Below are 17,807 nucleotides of genomic sequence, written 5' to 3' on the forward strand. Positions count from 1 at the left end.
TTTCTATATGGTGGAATAGCAATTCTTGGTACTTATACTCAATGAAAATCAAAGAGCAAACTAGGAAACTAGCCGCAGGCTGTACTTGAGTACGGCAAGGCGACGTTGACGTGGTTTGAATTTGATTTTCGAAGAGCATTAGATTTGTTCAGCGATGACCTTTTCAGCCAGATTCATAGCATGGTCTGATACACGAGTGTAGTGGGAAACAATATCGATAAAGTTGACCCCAGCTTGTGTTGAACACTCACCCTTATTAAGGCGTTTGATGTGGGTCTTTCTGAGAACACGTTCCATATTGTTGATTTCTTTATGGCGTTCAATCAGACTTTGAGCTTTTTCGATATCATTGTTTTCCACGCTATCAAGGGCATCCTTGATAAAGCCAGTGGTTTTTTGATAGATATCAGCTAATTCCTGCAAAGCAGCTTCAGAGAACTCAACATTTTTACGTTGAAGGTAGTCGGTTAGATTGATTAGCGCTTCTGCGTGGTCCCCAATCCGTTCCAAATCACGGGATGAATCAAGGATGTTGGTGAGCACTTCACTTTCTTTCTGGCTAAGGGCTTCACTTGAAAGAGTAATGAGATAACGAGTCAATTTTTCATCAATGGTATTGATGGCTTCTTCTGTCTTGTGTCCCTTTTCAGCAATCTTTTCATTGAGGTCAATGATGTAGTTGTATGAAAGGTCGAAGGCTTTAGAAGCGTAATTTCCTAAGTGAAGGAGTTCTTTTTTCGCATTTCCGAGAGCGATTGATGGAGCTTGTTTAATCAAATGCTCATCAAGATAAAGTGGCTCGTACTTCACAACTTCATCTTCACCAGGGATGAGCTTGGTTACAAAGTAGGCCAAAGCTCCGATGAATGGAAATTGTACAATGGTGTTACTTACGTTAAAGGCACCGTGAGAGAAGGCGATGGTCATCTCAGGTGAGAGGTGAAGGAGTGCTTGGAAGTACTCAATCATAGACGTAAATGGACCTAATAAGATTAAGCAAAGAATAGTCCCTAAAACGTTAAAGGTAACGTGGGTTGCAGCAACGCGTTTCGCAGAGACATTGGCACCAGCTGCCGCGATGATAACTGTTAGGGTTGTCCCGATATTATCCCCGAAGAGAACCGGTAGCGAACCTTTAAGGTCAAGGAATCCACCTGCATAGAGACCTTGCAAAATCCCGATTGTCGCAGAAGAAGCTTGGATGAGGACGGTAATCACTGCACCGGCAAAAACTCCTAACACAGGATTTTGTCCCAAGGTTACCATGTATTCCTTGAATTGTGGTAAATCTTTAAGAGGGCTCATACCGGCACTGATGAGGTTGAGGGCGTAGAAGATTCCTCCTACACCAAACAGGATGCGTCCGATATTGTTTGCTGTTCTGTTTTTGGTAAAGAAGAGGAACATGGTTCCAAGGAAAATCAGGGGTAAAGCATACTCACCAAGCTTGAAACCGATGATAAAGGAAGTAACTGTGGTTCCGATGTTGGCTCCCATGATAATTCCGATAGCCTGTCTAAGAGTTAGAAGGCTAGCGCTGACCAGTCCAACCGTGATGACTGTAACTCCTGTACTTGACTGAATCAGGGCAGTCACGACAATTCCGACTAGAACACCTAAAAAGGGATTGCTAGTGTACTTGTCAATGTAAAAACGAAGGCGATCTCCAGCAGCTTGTTGCAAACCGTCTCCCATGGTCTTGATACTATATAAGAATAGTCCCAGACCACCTAAAAAGTGAAATAAAATTTCCTGCCAATTAATGGACATTTCTTTTTCCTCCGAAAAATAATAACGGAATTTCTCCTATTCTATTTTAAAGGATAAAAGTAAATCTAACAAGTGTTAAGCTAAGATTTTAGAAAGAAAATTCGTTAGAATAGGCCTTAATTATATTAATTTTACCAATTTCTAACCTAGATATAGGTATTTCCTTTTATATATTGACATTTAAAAGAAATATTTTAAAATGAGGGAGGAATTATCTTGGTCCCTGTGATTGGGATAAAAATTTTATAAAGAAAGTTAAGCGCTTTCTTTTATACAACAAAATCAATCTTTTAGGAGGAGAAAATGAAGAATCCATTTTTTGAAAGACGTTGTCGTTACAGTATTCGTAAGTTATCAGTAGGAGCCTGCTCGCTGATGATTGGGGCTGTTTTATTTGCTGGTCCAGCCTTAGCAAAAGAAACTGCAGTTCCTGAAAATAATGGAGCCAATACAGAGCTTGTTTCAGGAGAGAGTGAGCATCCAACTAATGAAGCTGACAAGCAGCATGAAGGAGAACATGCTAGAGAAAATAAGCCAGAAAAGGCAGAAGGAGTAGCGACAGCATCTGAAACTGCTTCACCAGCAAGCAATGAAGCTGCAACTACTGAAACCGCAGAAGCAGCTAGCGCAGCTAAACCAGAGGAAAAAGAAAGTGAGGTGGCTGCAGAAACACCATCTGCAGAAGCAAAACCTAAGTCTGAAAAGGAAATAGAAGCAAAGCCCGAAGTAACTAGCCAAGGGGATGAGTCTAAGCCAGCAGCAGAAGCTAATAAGGCTGAAAAAGAAGTCCAGCCAGATGTCCCTAAAAATACGGAAAAAACACTAAAACCAAAGGAAATCAAATTTAATTCTTGGGATGAATTGTTGAAATGGGAACCAGGAGCTCGTGAAGATGACGCTATTAACCGCGGATCTGTTGCCCTCGCTTCACGTCGGACAGGTCATTTGGTTAATGAAAAAGCTAGCAAGGAAGCAAAAGTACAAGCCCTATCCAACACCAATTCTAAAGCAAAAGACCACGCTTCTGTTGGTGGAGAAGAGTTCAAGGCCTATGCTTTTGACTATTGGCAATATTTAGATTCAATGGTCTTCTGGGAAGGTCTCGTACCAACTCCTGACGTTATTGATGCAGGTCACCGTAACGGGGTGCCTGTATATGGTACACTTTTCTTCAACTGGTCTAATAGTATTGCTGATCAAGAAAAATTCGCTGAAGCTTTGAAGCAAGACCCAGATGGTAGCTTCCCAATTGCCCGTAAATTGGTGGATATGGCCAAGTATTATGGCTATGATGGCTATTTCATCAACCAGGAAACAACTGGGGATTTGGTTGAACCTCTTGGAGAAAAGATGCGCCAGTTTATGCTCTATACCAAGGAATATGCTGCTAAGGTAAACCATCCAATCAAGTATTCTTGGTACGATGCTATGACTTATAACTATGGACGTTACCACCAAGATGGTTTGGGAGAATACAACTACCAATTCATGCAACCAGAAGGAGATAAGGTTCCAGCAGATAACTTCTTTGCTAACTTTAACTGGGATAAGGCTAAGAATGATTACACTATTACAACTGCCAACTGGATTGTCCGTAACCCTTATGACGTATTTGCAGGTTTGGAATTGCAACAGGGTGGTTCCTACAAGGCCAAGGTCAAATGGAATGACATTTTAGATGAAAATGGGAAATTACGCCTTTCTCTGGGTTTGTTCGCCCCAGATACCATTACAAGTTTAGGAAAAACTGGTGAAGATTATCATAAGAATGAAGATATCTTCTTTACAGGTTATCAAGGTGATCCTACTGGCCAAAAACCAGGTGATAAAGATTGGTATGGGATTGCTAACCTAGTTGCGGACCGTACGCCAGCAGTAGGTAATACCTTTACTACTTCTTTTAATACAGGTCATGGTAGAAAATGGTTCGTAGATGGTAAGGTTTCTAAGGATTCTGAGTGGAATTACCGTTCAGTTTCAGGTGTTCTTCCAACATGGCGCTGGTGGCAAAAATCAACTGGTGATAAGTTGAAAGCAAGCTATGATTTTGAAGACGCTTATAATGGTGGAACTTCTCTCAAATTTGCAGGGGATCTTTCAGGTGCGACCAAGCAAGATGTGAATTTGTACTCTACTCGCTTGAAGGTGACAGATACCACTAAATTGCATGTTGCCCACAAAGGAGGCAAAGGGACCAAGGTTTATGTAGAATTTGCAACCAAGAAAGATTATACCTACGGTGATGAAGCTGCCCGTAAAGAATTGACAGTTTCAGATAACTGGACTACCGATGATTTTGATTTGAGTGCCTTGGCAGGTAAAACAATTTACGGTATTAAACTCTATTTTGAAAATGACAAAGACTTAAAAGGTTATCAATTTAACCTGGGGCAATTGACCATCAGCAATAATCAAGATGCTCCTCAGGCACCAACCACAGTAGCTGTAGCCAAACAAGTCCTTAAAAATGCCCAAGAAGCGGAAGCAGTTGTGCAATTTAAAGGCAACAAGGATGCAGATTTCTATGAAGTTTACGAAAAAGATGGAGACAGCTGGAAATTACTAACTGGCTCATCTTCTACAACTATTTATCTACCAAAAGTTAGCCGTTCAGCAAGTGCTCAGGGTACAACTCAAGAACTGAAGGTTGTAGCAGTCGGTAAAAATGGGGTTCGTTCAGAAGCTGCAACCACAACCTTTGATTGGGGCATGACTGTAAAAGATACCAGCCTACCAAAACCACTAGCTGAAAATATTGTTCCAGGTGCAACAGTTATTGATAGTACTTTCCCTAAGACTGAAGGTGGAGAAGGTATTGAAGGTATGTTGAATGGTACCATTACCAGTCTTTCAGACAAGTGGTCTTCTGGACAGTTAAGTGGTAGTGTGGATATTCGTTTGACCCAGCCACGTACAGTTGTTAGATGGGTGATGGACCATGCTGGAGCTGGTGGAGAATCTGTAAACGATGGTTTGATGAACACCAAAGACTTTGACCTCTATTATAAAGATGCGGATGGTCAATGGAAGTTGGCTAAGGAAGTCCGTGGCAATAAAGCCCATGTTACAGATATTACCCTTGACAAACCTATCACAGCTCAAGATTGGCGCTTGAATGTTGTCACTTCTGACAATGGAACTCCATGGAAGGCTATTCGTATCTATAACTGGAAAATGTATGAAAAGCTTGATACTGAAAGTGTCAATATTCCGATGGCCAAGGCTGCAGCCCGTTCTCTAGGCAATAACAAGGTACAAGTTGGCTTTGCGGATGTACCGGCCGGAGCAACCATTACCGTTTATGATAATCCAAATTCTCAAACTCCGCTTGCAACCTTGAAGAGCGAAGTTGGAGGAGAGCTAGCAAGTTCACCATTGGATTTGACAAATCAATCTGGTCTTCTTTACTATCGTACCCAGTTGCCAGGCAAGGAAATTAGTAATGTCCTAGCAGTTTCCGTTCCAAAAGATGACAGAAGAATCAAGTCAGTCAGCCTAGAAACAGGACCTAAGAAAACAAGCTACGCCGAAGGGGAGGATTTGGACCTTAGAGGTGGTGTTCTTCGAGTTCAGTACGAAGGTGGAGCTGAGGACGAACTTATTCGCCTAACTCACGCGGGTGTATCAGTATCAGGTTTTGATACGCATCATAAGGGAGAACAAAATCTTACTTTACAATATTTGGGGCAACCGGTACATGCTAATTTATCAGTGACTGTTACTAGTCAAGATGAAGCAAGTCCGAAAACTATTCTGGGAATTGAAGTAAGTCAGGAACCGAAAAAAGATTACCTAGTTGGTGATAGCTTAGACTTGTCTGAAGGACGCTTTGCAGTGGCTTATAGTAATGACACTATGGAAGAACATTCCTTTACTGATGAGGGAGTTGAAATTTCTGGTTACGATGCTCAAAAGACTGGTCGTCAAACCTTGACTCTTCGTTACCAAGGTCATGAAGTCAACTTTGATGTTTTGGTATCTCCAAAAGCAGCATTGAACGATGAGTACCTTAAACAAAAATTAGCAGAAGTTGAAGCGGCTAAGAACAAGGTGGTCTATAACTTTGCTTCACCAGAAGTAAAAGAAGCCTTCTTGAAAGCAATTGAAGCGGCCGAACAAGTGTTGAAAGACCATGAAACTAGCACCCAAGATCAGGTTAATGACCGACTTAATAAATTGACAGAAGCTCATAAAGCTCTGAATGGTCAAGAGAAATTTACGGAAGAAAAGACAGAACTTGATCGCTTAACAGGTGAGGCTCAAGAACTCTTGGCTGCCAAACCAAACCATCCTTCAGGTTCTGCCCTAGCTCCGCTTCTTGAGAAAAACAAGGCCTTGGTTGAAAAAGTAGATTTGAGTCCAGAAGAGCTTGCAACAGCAAAACAGAGTCTGAAAGATCTGGTTGCTTTATTGAAAGAAGACAAGCCAGCAGTATTTTCTGATAGTAAAACAGGTGTTGAAGTACACTTCTCAAATAAAGAGAAGACTGTTATCAAGGGCTTAAAAGTAGAGCGTGTTCAAGCAAGTGCTGAAGAGAAGAAATACTTTGCTGGAGAAGATGCTCATGTCTTTGAAATAGAAGGTCTAGATGAAAAAGGCCAAGACGTTGATCTCTCTTACGCTTCTATTGTGAAAATTCCAATTGAAAAAGATAAAAAAGTGAAGAAAGTCTTCTTCTTACCTGAAGGTAAAGAAGCTGTAGAATTGGCTTTTGAACAAACGGATAATCATGTCATCTTTACAGCACCACACTTTACTCATTATGCCTTTGTTTATGAATCTGCTGAAAAACCACAACCTGCTAAACCGGTAGAAAAAGTTATTTCAAGCAAGGAACCGGCTGAAGGTGTCAAGAATTTGGTTGTGGATACTCCGAAATTAGAAGTCGAAGAGACAAGTATTGCCTTCGAACACCAAGAACGTCCAAATCCAAATCTCCCAGTCGGTCAACGTCAACTTGTCCAAGCAGGAGTTGAGGGGCAAATTCGCCGTTTGATTGAAGTAGATAGTCAAGGCAATCGTACGCTTCGCGCTACAGAAGTTTTGAAAGAAGCAAGCCCTGAAATCGTAGAAGTAGGTACTGGTCTCATTCCTGCCAATCCAGCACCACAAAACACAGACCTTCCAAAACCTACTAATCAACCGGCTTCTGATCAACAAAAGGCTCCTAAATTGGAAGTTCAAGAGGAAAAGGTTGCCTTTGACCGTCAAGAGCATGAAAATGCTGAGATGCTAGTTGGGGAACAACGAGTCATCATACAGGGACGAGATGGTCTGTTGAGACATGTCTTTGAAGTTGATGAAAACGGTCAGCGTCGTCTTCGTTCAACAGAAGTCATCCAAGAGGCGATTCCTGAACCAGCAGTAGCGCCTACACAAGAAAAACCAGCCCAAAATACAGCAGTTAAATCAGAAGAAGCAGGCAAACAATTGCCAAATACAGGAACTGCTGATGCCAATGAAGCCCTAATAGCAGGATTGGCAAGCCTTGGTCTTGCTAGTTTAGCCTTGACATTGAAACAGAAAAAAGAAGATGAAGATTAAATATCGAAAAATCTTGTGAAATCTTTCCTTATATTTCCAAAGTGTGATATAATAGTTTCGAATAAAATAAATAAAGGGGTTTTTGTAACATGGCAAAACTTACTGTTAAAGACGTTGACTTGAAAGGTAAAAAAGTCCTCGTTCGTGTTGACTTCAACGTACCATTGAAAGATGGCGTAATCACTAACGACAACCGTATCACAGCAGCTCTTCCAACTATTAAGTACATCATCGAACAAGGTGGACGTGCAATTCTTTTCTCTCACCTTGGACGTGTGAAAGAAGAAGCTGATAAAGCTGGTAAATCACTTGCTCCTGTAGCTGCTGACTTGGCTGCTAAATTGGGTCAAGATGTTGTTTTCCCAGGTGTCACTCGTGGTGCTGAATTGGAAGCAGCAATCAACGCTCTTGAAGATGGACAAGTTCTCTTGGTTGAAAACACTCGTTATGAAGATGTTGACGGCAAGAAAGAATCTAAAAACGATCCTGAACTTGGTAAATACTGGGCATCACTTGGAGATGGTATCTTCGTAAACGATGCATTCGGTACAGCTCACCGTGCACACGCATCTAACGTTGGTATCTCAGCAAACGTTGAAAAAGCAGTTGCTGGTTTCCTTCTTGAAAACGAAATTGCCTACATCCAAGAAGCAGTTGAAACTCCAGAACGTCCATTCGTAGCGATCCTTGGTGGTTCAAAAGTTTCAGACAAGATCGGTGTTATCGAAAACTTGCTTGAAAAAGCTGATAAAGTCCTTATCGGTGGTGGTATGACTTACACATTCTACAAAGCACAAGGTATCGAAATCGGTAACTCACTTGTAGAAGAAGACAAATTGGATGTTGCGAAAGCTCTTCTTGAAAAAGCAAACGGTAAATTGATCTTGCCAGTTGACTCAAAAGAAGCTAACGCATTTGCTGGCTACACTGAAGTGCGTGACACTGAAGGTGAAGCAGTTTCTGAAGGCTTCCTTGGTCTTGACATCGGTCCAAAATCTATCGCTAAATTTGACGAAGCTTTGACTGGTGCCAAAACAGTTGTATGGAACGGACCTATGGGTGTATTTGAAAACCCAGATTTCCAAGCTGGTACAATTGGTGTGATGGACGCTATCGTGAAACAACCAGGCGTTAAATCAATCATTGGTGGTGGTGACTCAGCTGCCGCAGCGATCAACCTTGGTCGCGCAGACAAATTCTCATGGATTAGTACGGGTGGTGGAGCATCAATGGAACTTCTCGAAGGTAAAGTATTGCCAGGTTTGGCTGCACTTACAGAAAAATAATTTCAGCACGTTAGTCTCTACAAAATCCTGATTTTGTAGAAAAAGGAACAAAACTGAAACGTTAACAAAAAGGTGGCTATGTCACCTTTTTGTGTTAGTGTAGGTATTTGTGACGCGGTGGTGGGGCATCAATGGAGCTTCTTGAAGGTAATACTCTTCGAAAATCAAATTCAAACCACGTCAACGTCGCCTTGCCGTACTCAAGTACAGCCTGCGGCTAGTTTCCTAGTTTGCTCTTTGATTTTCATTGAGTATAAAGTTCTTCCAGGACTTGCAGCCTTGACAGAAAAATAAGATTTTATAAACAAGTCAAAGAAGAGAGGGATGAAAGTTCCTCTTTTCTTTTGCTTAAAATAAAAACGCTTCCTCTCAACTATTACTCATAAAAATCACCGATTTATGATAAAATGGAAATAGAAAGTTGAGATTATGAGTTATTTTAAAAAATATAAATTCGATAAATCCCAGTTCAAACTTGGTATGCGAACCTTTAAAACAGGTATTGCTGTTTTTCTAGTTCTCTTGATTTTTGGCTTTTTTGGTTGGAAAGGTCTTCAAATTGGTGCTTTGACAGCCGTTTTTAGCCTGAGGGAGAGTTTTGATAAGAGTGTCCATTTTGGGACTTCGCGTATTCTAGGAAATAGTATCGGTGGCCTCTATGCCCTAGTCTTCTTCTTATTAAATACCTTTTTCCACGAAGCCTTTTGGGTGACCTTGGTAGTTGTTCCAATCTGCACCATGTTAACCATTATGACAAATGTAGCCATGAATAACAAAGCAGGAGTTATTGGTGGTGTAGCAGCTATGTTAATCATTACCTTATCGATTCCGAGTGGCGAAACAATTTTGTACGTATTTGCGCGTGTATCAGAAACTTTCATGGGAGTTTTTGTCGCAATTCTCGTAAATTACGATATTGATCGTATTCGGCTCTTTTTAGAGAAAAAAGAAAAATAATGTTACATTTTATAACATTATCAATTGACGTTTATCTTTTTTTAGACTATAATAGACAGAAAGAAGGAAATTGTAAATGAAGGAAAAAGAATTTCGCCGAAATATGGCTGTTTTTCCTATCGGCAGTGTTATGAAGTTGACCGATCTATCGGCGCGTCAGATTCGTTATTATGAAGATCAAGAGTTGATTAAGCCTGATCGAAACGAAGGGAACCGTCGCATGTATTCCTTGAATGACATGGATCGTCTGCTTGAAATCAAAGATTATATCTCTGAAGGTTATAATATCGCTGCCATTAAGAAAAAATATGCTGAACGTGAAGCGAAATCCAAGAAAGCGGTTAGTCAGACTGAAGTGCGTCGTGCACTTCACAATGAACTCCTCCAACAGGGTCGCTTTGCTTCAGTACGGTCACCTTTTGGTCGCGGTTAGGCAACCGCAGGTAGTCATACATTAAGGAGAAAACTCATGCCAATCACAGCTGCAGATATTCGTCGTGAAGTCAAGGAAAAAAATGTTACCTTTATCCGTCTCATGTTCTCAGATATTTTGGGAACCATGAAAAACGTCGAAATTCCTGCTACAGATGAACAGTTAGATAAAGTCTTGTCAAATAAGGCTATGTTTGATGGATCTTCTATTGAAGGTTTTGTACGTATCAATGAGTCGGATATGTACTTGTACCCAGACTTGGATACATGGACAGTCTTCCCTTGGGGAGATGAAAATGGAAGTGTTGCAGGTTTGATCTGTGATGTCTATACAACAGAAGGTGAACCATTTGCAGGAGACCCTCGTGGCAATTTGAAACGTGCTCTTCGTCACATGGAAGAAGTGGGATTCAAATCCTTCAACCTTGGACCAGAACCAGAATTCTTCCTATTTAAGTTGGATGAAAATGGAGATCCAACACTTGAAGTGAATGACAAGGGTGGCTACTTTGATTTGGCGCCTACTGACCTTGCGGACAACACACGTCGTGAGATTGTCAATGTCTTAACCAAAATGGGATTTGAAGTAGAAGCCAGTCACCACGAAGTTGCTGTTGGACAACACGAGATTGACTTTAAGTACGATGAAGTTCTCCGTGCTTGTGATAAGATTCAAATCTTCAAACTTGTTGTTAAAACCATTGCTCGCAAACATGGTCTTTACGCAACCTTTATGGCCAAACCAAAATTTGGTATTGCTGGATCAGGTATGCACTGTAATATGTCCTTGTTTGATGAAGAAGGAAACAATGCCTTCTTTGATCCAAATGATCCAAAAGGAATGCAGTTGTCAGAAACTGCCTACCATTTCCTTGGCGGTTTGATTAAGCATGCCTACAACTATACTGCCATTATGAACCCAACAGTTAACTCATACAAACGTTTGGTTCCAGGTTATGAAGCACCTGTTTACATTGCTTGGGCTGGTCGTAACCGTTCGCCACTTGTGCGTGTGCCTGCTTCACGTGGTATGGGAACTCGTCTTGAGTTGCGTTCAGTGGATCCAATGGCGAACCCTTACATCGCTATGGCTGTTCTTTTGGAAGTTGGTTTGCATGGTATTGAAAATAAAATCGAAGCACCAGCTCCTATCGAAGAAAATATCTACATCATGACAGCAGAAGAGCGCAAGGAAGCTGGTATTACAGACCTTCCATCAACTCTTCACAACGCTTTGAAAGCTCTGACTGAAGATGAGGTTGTCAGAGCGGCTCTTGGAGAACATATCTATACTAGTTTCCTTGAAGCCAAACGAATCGAATGGGCAAGTTATGCAACCTTCGTTTCACAATGGGAAATTGATAACTATTTAGACCTTTACTAATATAGAAGAAAGATTGCCTGAGGGTGGTCTTTTTTCTTGTGTTTTATATCGAGATGTGATATATTTTATATAACGAGGTGCGATATATCGAACTGAATAGGAGGTGGTTATAAATGGAATTAACGGATAAGATTCGTCGAGTTTATCTTCCGATGACGGAAACGGGTTTTTATATCTTGTTCTGTCTGCAAAAGGAAGGTCATGGGTACAGTATTACGCAAAAGGTCAAGGAGATGACAGATTTGCAAGTTTCGATTAGTCCTGGAACTATGTATGGAACCTTGTCAAAGATGGAAAAGGATGGTTTGATTTCCTTTGTCCGCGAAGAGGAAAAACGGAAAATCTATCAGATTACAGACTTGGGACGCAAAGTCTTAGATATTGAATTGAAGCGTATTGAACGGCTCTATAGAAACAGTCGGGAGGAAGGATGATGGAAAAGAAAATTGTTTATCGAATTTTTACAATTGCGGATTATGAGAGGGAAGCTCTATACTTTAGAGAAATGCATGCTAAGGGCTGGAAACTTAGGGAAGTAAGCTACTCTATCTTATTGTTTGCAGTTAAATATACCTTTGAAAAATGTCACCCTGAGCAAGTGTCTTATCAGTTGGATTTTTACCCAATGGAAAAATCAGAGAGAGCCTCCTATTTACAACTGTTTAAAGACTGTGGCTGGGAGCATATTACAGACTTTAATAGTTTTTCTTATTTTAGAAAAGCACATTCTGAAATTGAATCGAATGTAGAATTTGAAATCTATAATGACGCTGCTGGGAAGTTAGCTATGGTTAATCGCATTTTAAGACTGCGATTAGTACCTGTTTTACTTTTGCTAGCCATACATATACCATTCTTACTTAAATTGCTCAATAGAAGTAATGCGTATGGTCTATGGGGTTTACTTGCAGTCGGGCTAGATATTTTCTTGTCTTTAATCCTTTTATTAATAGTTGCCTATATTAGCTGGAAGTTATGGCATAAAAAGAAGGAATTATCAGATTTATGATAGGGTAGGTATGCTCAAAATTGGAGGGGAAGTCATGATAAATAAAAAGCAATTTCGGATCTTCACGATTCTTGATTTGGATAAGAAAGAAGAATATTTACATGAGATGCACTTGGAAGGTTGGAGGTATAGAGCGAGTCGTTTTGGTTTGTTCTATTTTAACCAATGTCAACCAGACGATGTTATCTACTGTATCTATGATTCTAGATTTCTTAAAAAGTATAAGCATGAACTGCAAGATTTTAGAAATAGAGGTTGGGAATTGATAGAAACAGGTTTTTGTTCAATTTTTCGTAAACCAGCTTCTGATCTACTTTCAGAGGATCAAGTCTATATGAGTAAGGGGCTCAGATGGGAAGTTATGCGATATAGACTTCGTTCATGTACAGCTACTTTCTTAGGTGGTCTTGTTGTTTGTATGAGTTCGTTTAGAGAAGATCTTTCTATGTCTTTCTTCATTATTTTTGTTTTGTATGCTTTTCTGATTTCCTATCTAATCTATGGTTATTTCAGACTAAAAAGAAAATACCTAGTAGATAAACAGTAAGTTTCTAGGTCTTCAGACTGATTTTTAGCACTCTTTACAAAAGAGTGCTAATTTTTTGAGTTTTTATCTTGACATTCTCTTTTAAGGGTGTATAATAGAATCATAAGTTAGCACTTGAGTGTATCGAGTGCTAATCGATCAGACAGAGAGGAGTGATGAGGTGGTTACAGAGCGTCAGCAGGATATTTTAAATCTGATTATTGACATCTTTACCAAAACGCACGAACCTGTCGGATCCAAAGCCCTGCAAGAGTCTATTAACTCTAGCAGTGCTACCATTCGTAATGACATGGCGGCTCTAGAAAAGCAAGGTTTGCTTGAAAAGGCTCATACTTCAAGTGGTCGGATGCCAAGTGTTGCTGGTTTTCAGTACTATGTGAAACACTCACTGGATTTTGACCGACTGGCTGAAAATGAGGTTTATGAGATTGTCAAAGCCTTTGATCAGGAATTCTTCAAATTGGAGGATATTCTGCAAGAGGCTGCTAATCTACTGACAGACTTGAGTGGCTGTACGGTAGTGGCACTGGATGTTGAGCCCAGCAGGCAACGTTTGACAGCCTTTGATATCGTCGTTCTGGGGCAACATACAGCATTGGCAGTATTCACCCTAGACGAGTCTCGGACGGTTACCAGTCAGTTTCTGATTCCAAGGAACTTCTTGCAGGAGGATTTGCTGAAACTGAAGAATATCATTCAGGAACGTTTCCTCGGTCACACCGTTCTAGATATCCACTACAAGATTCGGACAGAGATTCCGCAGATTATCCAGCGTTACTTTACAACAACGGACAATGTCATGGATCTCTTTGAACACATCTTTAAAGAAATGTTTAACGAAAACATTGTGGTGGCGGGCAAGGTCAATCTTTTGAATTTTGCCAATCTAGCAGCCTATCAGTTCTTTGACCAACCGCAAAAGGTGGCCTTGGAGATTCGTGAGGGGCTGCATGAGGATCAGATGCAAAATGTCCGTGTTGCGGACAGTCAAGAGTCCTGTCTAGCAGACCTAGCGGTGATTAGTAGCAAGTTCCTCATTCCTTATCGAGGAGTTGGAATTCTAGCCATTATCGGTCCAGTCAATCTGGATTACCAACAGCTAATCAACCAAGTCAATGTGGTCAACCGTGTTTTGACCATGAAGTTGACAGATTTTTACCGCTACCTTAGCAGTAATCATTACGAAGTACATTAAGATTGAAATCATTAAAGGAGGCGAAAATGGCCCAAGATATAAAAAATGAAGAAGTAGAAGAAGTTCAAGAAGAGGAAGTTGTGGAAACGGTAGAAGAAGCAACTCCTGAGAAGTCTGAGTTGGACTTGGCAAATGAACGTGCGGATGAGTTCGAAAACAAATACCTTCGTGCTCATGCAGAAATGCAAAATATCCAACGCCGTGCCAATGAAGAGCGTCAAAACTTGCAACGTTATCGTAGCCAAGACTTGGCAAAAGCGATTCTCCCTTCTTTGGACAACCTTGAGCGTGCACTCGCAGTTGAAGGTTTGACAGACGACGTTAAAAAAGGATTGGAGATGGTGCAAGAAAGCTTGATTCACGCTTTGAAAGAAGAAGGAATCGAAGAAATCGCAGCTGACGGAGAATTTGACCATAACTACCATATGGCCATCCAAACCCTCCCAGCAGACGATGAACACCCAGCAGATACCATCGCCCAAGTCTTCCAAAAAGGCTACAAACTCCATGACCGCATCCTACGCCCAGCAATGGTGGTTGTTTACAACTAGGCAATTCTGACGGTTGCTGAATCAACTCGTCGTCGAAATAAAATCGATTTCGACTTCTCGTGTCGCGATTTACATAATAGAAAACTTGTCCGAAACGACAATAAACTATGAAGAAAGATAAAAAAGTAGTTCAGCTTTGCAATAGTGAGCGAAGCGAACCAAAGATGATACTCTTCGCCGTGGCGCTATTTGCGCAAACTTTGAGACCTTAGGCTCAAAGTTTAGTCAAAGAGATTGACGAAGTCAAGCTCTGACGGCGCCGCCACTTAAGAAGAGTATCAAAAAGAAAAAAGAAGATAAATTTAAGGAGAAAAACACATGTCTAAAATTATCGGTATTGACTTAGGTACAACAAACTCAGCAGTAGCAGTTCTTGAAGGAACTGAAAGCAAAATCATCGCAAACCCAGAAGGAAACCGTACAACTCCATCTGTAGTCTCATTCAAAAACGGCGAAATCATCGTCGGTGATGCTGCAAAACGCCAAGCAGTTACAAACCCAGATACAGTCATCTCTATCAAATCTAAAATGGGAACTTCTGAGAAAGTTTCTGCTAACGGAAAAGAATACACTCCGCAAGAAATCTCAGCTATGATTCTTCAATACTTGAAAGGATACGCTGAAGACTACCTTGGTGAAAAAGTAACGAAAGCTGTTATCACAGTTCCTGCTTACTTTAACGATGCTCAACGTCAAGCAACTAAAGACGCTGGTAAAATCGCTGGTCTTGAAGTAGAACGTATTGTCAACGAACCAACTGCAGCAGCTCTTGCTTACGGTTTGGACAAGACTGATAAAGAAGAAAAAATCTTGGTATTTGACCTTGGTGGTGGTACATTCGACGTTTCTATCCTTGAATTGGGTGACGGTGTCTTCGACGTATTGTCAACTGCAGGGGACAACAAACTTGGTGGTGATGACTTTGACCAAAAAATCATTGACCACTTGGTAGCAGAATTCAAGAAAGAAAACGGTATTGACTTGTCTACTGACAAGATGGCAATGCAACGTTTGAAAGATGCAGCTGAAAAAGCGAAGAAAGACCTTTCTGGTGTAACTTCAACACAAATCAGCTTGCCGTTTATCACTGCAGGTGAGGCTGGACCTCTTCACTTGGAAATGACTTTGACTCGTGCTAAATTTGACGATTTGACCCGTGACCTTGTTGAACGTACAAAAGTTCCAGTTCGTCAAGCCCTTTCAGATGCAGGTTTGAGCTTGTCAGAAATCGATGAAGTTATCCTTGTTGGTGGTTCAACTCGTATCCCAGCCGTTGTAGAAGCAGTTAAAGCTGAAACTGGTAAAGAACCAAACAAATCAGTAAACCCTGATGAAGTAGTTGCTATGGGTGCTGCCATCCAAGGTGGTGTGATCACTGGTGATGTCAAAGACGTTGTCCTTCTTGACGTAACACCATTGTCACTTGGTATCGAAACAATGGGTGGTGTCTTCACAAAACTCATTGACCGTAACACAACAATCCCAACATCTAAATCACAAGTCTTCTCAACTGCGGCAGACAACCAACCAGCCGTTGATATCCACGTTCTTCAAGGTGAACGCCCAATGGCAGCAGATAACAAGACTCTTGGACGCTTCCAATTGACAGATATCCCAGCTGCACCTCGTGGAATTCCTCAAATCGAAGTAACATTTGATATTGACAAGAACGGTATCGTGTCTGTTAAGGCCAAAGACCTTGGAACTCAAAAAGAACAAACAATTGTGATCCAATCGAACTCAGGTTTGACAGACGAAGAAATCGACCGCATGATGAAAGATGCAGAAGCTAACGCTGAAGCAGATAAGAAACGTAAAGAAGAAGTTGACCTTCGTAACGAAGTAGACCAAGCGATCTTTGCGACTGAAAAGACAATCAAGGAAACTGAAGGCAAAGGCTTCGATGCAGAACGTGATGCTGCACAAGCTGCCCTTGATGACCTTAAGAAAGCTCAAGAAGACAACAACTTGGACGACATGAAAGCAAAACTTGAAGCATTGAACGAAAAAGCTCAAGGCCTTGCCGTTAAACTCTACGAACAAGCCGCAGCAGCGCAACAAGCTCAAGCAGGAGCAGAAGGCGCACAAGCAACAGGAAACGCAGGTGATGACGTCGTAGACGGAGAGTTTACGGAAAAATAAGATGTTGAGGCGTTAAGAAAACGAAAGAAAAATAGGAAGCCATCGCCTTGTGCGATGCACAAAAGATGGCTTATCTTTTTTCCGAAGTTTTTAGCCGAAACTCAGTTAAGCCTAACTCGGTAAGAATGACTAATTATTAAAGTGATTGTTATTCTACGGTGCTTTGCCTAAATGTTAATAATGATAGGAAGAAATCCAGAGGTTGCAACCCAGCCTCTGTTTTTCGATAAAATAGAGGATGTTGCGTATGAAAAAAGTACTTTGTATCATTTATCCTAATTTTTCTCTTTATGAGATAACCACTTTAACGAGTACTTTAGCTCTGTCTTTTGATATCACGATTGATTATGTAGCTTCTGAGAATTCGATGGTGGTCTCTGAGGATGGTTTGCCCTGTCAATCGACGAAAACATTGGATCAAATCCGTATAGAAGATTATTCTTGTGTGATTTTGCCAGGAATGGTAAATATAGGTCCTGCTCTACAAGATGAGAAATTGATCTCGTTTTTGAGAAGTCTTAATGAGCAAGATATCCTAATTGCAGCCATTTCTTCAGCGCCCCTTTTATTGGCGAAAGCAGGTTTATTGAACGATACGAAATTTACAGGTGGGATTTGGCAAAACTTCTTTGACTATTTTGAATTTCTTCCACGTGAGAATTTCCAACCGAAAGTTCTTGTCCAAGATAAACAAATCATTACGGCTATCGGTTTTGCACATCAAGAGTTTGCAAGAAAAGTGATTTTCGGTTTAGGGTTGGCAGAGAATACGGACAACTATTTTAAAGAACAGAACGAGTATGCTGAAGAGGATTTGATATTTACTCTATCAGATGAAGAGTTTAATCAAGTAAAGCAGAGTATAGAAAACAGCCTCTAAAGATTTACATGAAAATTATAGAAAGGAACAAGGGTGTTCGTAGTTGAACACGGGTTCCCAAATTTCTTACTCAATATAAAAGAAAGGAATTGAACCCGACCTAAATCGAG

Annotated in this window: 14 protein-coding genes and 1 pseudogene; 14 read left to right on the forward strand and 1 reads right to left on the reverse strand. The window is 40.8% G+C overall.

The annotated features are described in order from the left end of the window. Positions 1-138: 138 nt before the first annotated feature. A complete protein-coding gene (locus CYK16_RS07320; RefSeq protein WP_060806108.1) occupies positions 139-1,770 on the reverse strand; it encodes a Na/Pi cotransporter family protein in 1,632 nt (543 codons plus the stop codon). A gap of 303 nt (positions 1,771-2,073) precedes the next feature. Between CYK16_RS07320 and CYK16_RS11040 the strand changes: the two are divergent. From CYK16_RS11040 to CYK16_RS07385, 14 genes and pseudogenes are all read left to right on the forward strand, one after another. Further along, a pseudogene (locus CYK16_RS11040) lies at positions 2,074-2,136 on the forward strand (YSIRK-type signal peptide-containing protein); the annotation flags it as partial. A 342-nt stretch (positions 2,137-2,478) separates the two neighbouring features. Further along, a complete protein-coding gene (locus tag CYK16_RS07325; protein ID WP_374702232.1) occupies positions 2,479-7,314 on the forward strand; it encodes an endo-beta-N-acetylglucosaminidase in 4,836 nt (1,611 codons plus the stop codon). An 89-nt stretch (positions 7,315-7,403) separates the two neighbouring features. Beyond that, positions 7,404-8,600 (forward strand): phosphoglycerate kinase, encoded by a 1,197-nt coding sequence (locus CYK16_RS07330; RefSeq protein WP_001096743.1) that lies wholly within the window; start codon positions 7,404-7,406, stop codon positions 8,598-8,600. A gap of 78 nt (positions 8,601-8,678) precedes the next feature. Continuing rightward, on the forward strand, positions 8,679-8,894 hold the full coding sequence (locus CYK16_RS10735; protein WP_176602632.1) for a hypothetical protein: 216 nt from the start codon (positions 8,679-8,681) through the stop codon (positions 8,892-8,894). 135 nt (positions 8,895-9,029) lie between these two features. After that, positions 9,030-9,557, forward strand: a complete 528-nt coding sequence (locus tag CYK16_RS07340) for an FUSC family protein (RefSeq protein ID WP_000119915.1) — start codon at positions 9,030-9,032, stop codon at positions 9,555-9,557. A gap of 76 nt (positions 9,558-9,633) precedes the next feature. Continuing rightward, complete coding sequence (gene glnR, locus CYK16_RS07345; protein ID WP_000659548.1) at positions 9,634-9,990, forward strand: transcriptional repressor GlnR; 357 nt, start codon at positions 9,634-9,636, stop codon at positions 9,988-9,990. 36 nt (positions 9,991-10,026) lie between these two features. Next, positions 10,027-11,373: a type I glutamate--ammonia ligase gene (glnA, locus tag CYK16_RS07350; protein ID WP_004255939.1), complete on the forward strand. Its 1,347-nt coding sequence runs from the start codon at positions 10,027-10,029 to the stop codon at positions 11,371-11,373. A 113-nt stretch (positions 11,374-11,486) separates the two neighbouring features. Beyond that, complete coding sequence (locus CYK16_RS07355) at positions 11,487-11,807, forward strand: PadR family transcriptional regulator (protein WP_031233152.1); 321 nt, start codon at positions 11,487-11,489, stop codon at positions 11,805-11,807. Next, a complete protein-coding gene (locus CYK16_RS07360; protein WP_101776837.1) occupies positions 11,807-12,382 on the forward strand; it encodes a DUF2812 domain-containing protein in 576 nt (191 codons plus the stop codon). The genes CYK16_RS07355 and CYK16_RS07360 overlap by 1 nt, the downstream gene beginning before the upstream one ends. Before the next feature lie 34 nt (positions 12,383-12,416). After that, the gene (locus CYK16_RS07365) at positions 12,417-12,929 is read left to right on the forward strand and encodes a DUF2812 domain-containing protein (protein ID WP_101776855.1); all 513 of its coding nucleotides are present in this window, start codon (positions 12,417-12,419) and stop codon (positions 12,927-12,929) included. A gap of 160 nt (positions 12,930-13,089) precedes the next feature. Beyond that, positions 13,090-14,124 (forward strand): heat-inducible transcriptional repressor HrcA, encoded by a 1,035-nt coding sequence (gene hrcA, locus CYK16_RS07370; protein ID WP_101776838.1) that lies wholly within the window; start codon positions 13,090-13,092, stop codon positions 14,122-14,124. 26 nt (positions 14,125-14,150) lie between these two features. Continuing rightward, positions 14,151-14,675: a nucleotide exchange factor GrpE gene (gene grpE, locus CYK16_RS07375; protein WP_049538869.1), complete on the forward strand. Its 525-nt coding sequence runs from the start codon at positions 14,151-14,153 to the stop codon at positions 14,673-14,675. Between the two features lie 318 nt (positions 14,676-14,993). Continuing rightward, positions 14,994-16,817: a molecular chaperone DnaK gene (gene dnaK, locus CYK16_RS07380; protein WP_000034661.1), complete on the forward strand. Its 1,824-nt coding sequence runs from the start codon at positions 14,994-14,996 to the stop codon at positions 16,815-16,817. A gap of 247 nt (positions 16,818-17,064) precedes the next feature. Then, a complete protein-coding gene (locus tag CYK16_RS07385; RefSeq protein WP_101776839.1) occupies positions 17,065-17,697 on the forward strand; it encodes a DJ-1/PfpI family protein in 633 nt (210 codons plus the stop codon). Positions 17,698-17,807: the final 110 nt, after the last annotated feature.

Origin of the sequence: Streptococcus oralis subsp. dentisani (genome assembly GCF_002860905.1) — a bacterium.
Taxonomy (GTDB): Bacteria; Bacillota; Bacilli; order Lactobacillales; family Streptococcaceae; genus Streptococcus; species Streptococcus oralis_BA.

What these genes read in the sequence shown, in the direction of transcription:
- CYK16_RS07320 (WP_060806108.1), bottom strand. Translation starts at nt 1,770, where the DNA reads ATGTCCATTAATTGGCAGGAAATTTTATTTCACTTTTTAGGTGGTCTG.
- CYK16_RS07330 (WP_001096743.1), top strand. Translation starts at nt 7,404, where the DNA reads ATGGCAAAACTTACTGTTAAAGACGTTGACTTGAAAGGTAAAAAAGTC.
- CYK16_RS10735 (WP_176602632.1), top strand. Translation starts at nt 8,679, where the DNA reads ATGTCACCTTTTTGTGTTAGTGTAGGTATTTGTGACGCGGTGGTGGGG.
- CYK16_RS07340 (WP_000119915.1), top strand. Translation starts at nt 9,030, where the DNA reads ATGAGTTATTTTAAAAAATATAAATTCGATAAATCCCAGTTCAAACTT.
- glnR (WP_000659548.1), top strand. Translation starts at nt 9,634, where the DNA reads ATGAAGGAAAAAGAATTTCGCCGAAATATGGCTGTTTTTCCTATCGGC.
- glnA (WP_004255939.1), top strand. Translation starts at nt 10,027, where the DNA reads ATGCCAATCACAGCTGCAGATATTCGTCGTGAAGTCAAGGAAAAAAAT.
- CYK16_RS07355 (WP_031233152.1), top strand. Translation starts at nt 11,487, where the DNA reads ATGGAATTAACGGATAAGATTCGTCGAGTTTATCTTCCGATGACGGAA.
- CYK16_RS07360 (WP_101776837.1), top strand. Translation starts at nt 11,807, where the DNA reads ATGGAAAAGAAAATTGTTTATCGAATTTTTACAATTGCGGATTATGAG.
- CYK16_RS07365 (WP_101776855.1), top strand. Translation starts at nt 12,417, where the DNA reads ATGATAAATAAAAAGCAATTTCGGATCTTCACGATTCTTGATTTGGAT.
- grpE (WP_049538869.1), top strand. Translation starts at nt 14,151, where the DNA reads ATGGCCCAAGATATAAAAAATGAAGAAGTAGAAGAAGTTCAAGAAGAG.
- dnaK (WP_000034661.1), top strand. Translation starts at nt 14,994, where the DNA reads ATGTCTAAAATTATCGGTATTGACTTAGGTACAACAAACTCAGCAGTA.
- CYK16_RS07385 (WP_101776839.1), top strand. Translation starts at nt 17,065, where the DNA reads ATGAAAAAAGTACTTTGTATCATTTATCCTAATTTTTCTCTTTATGAG.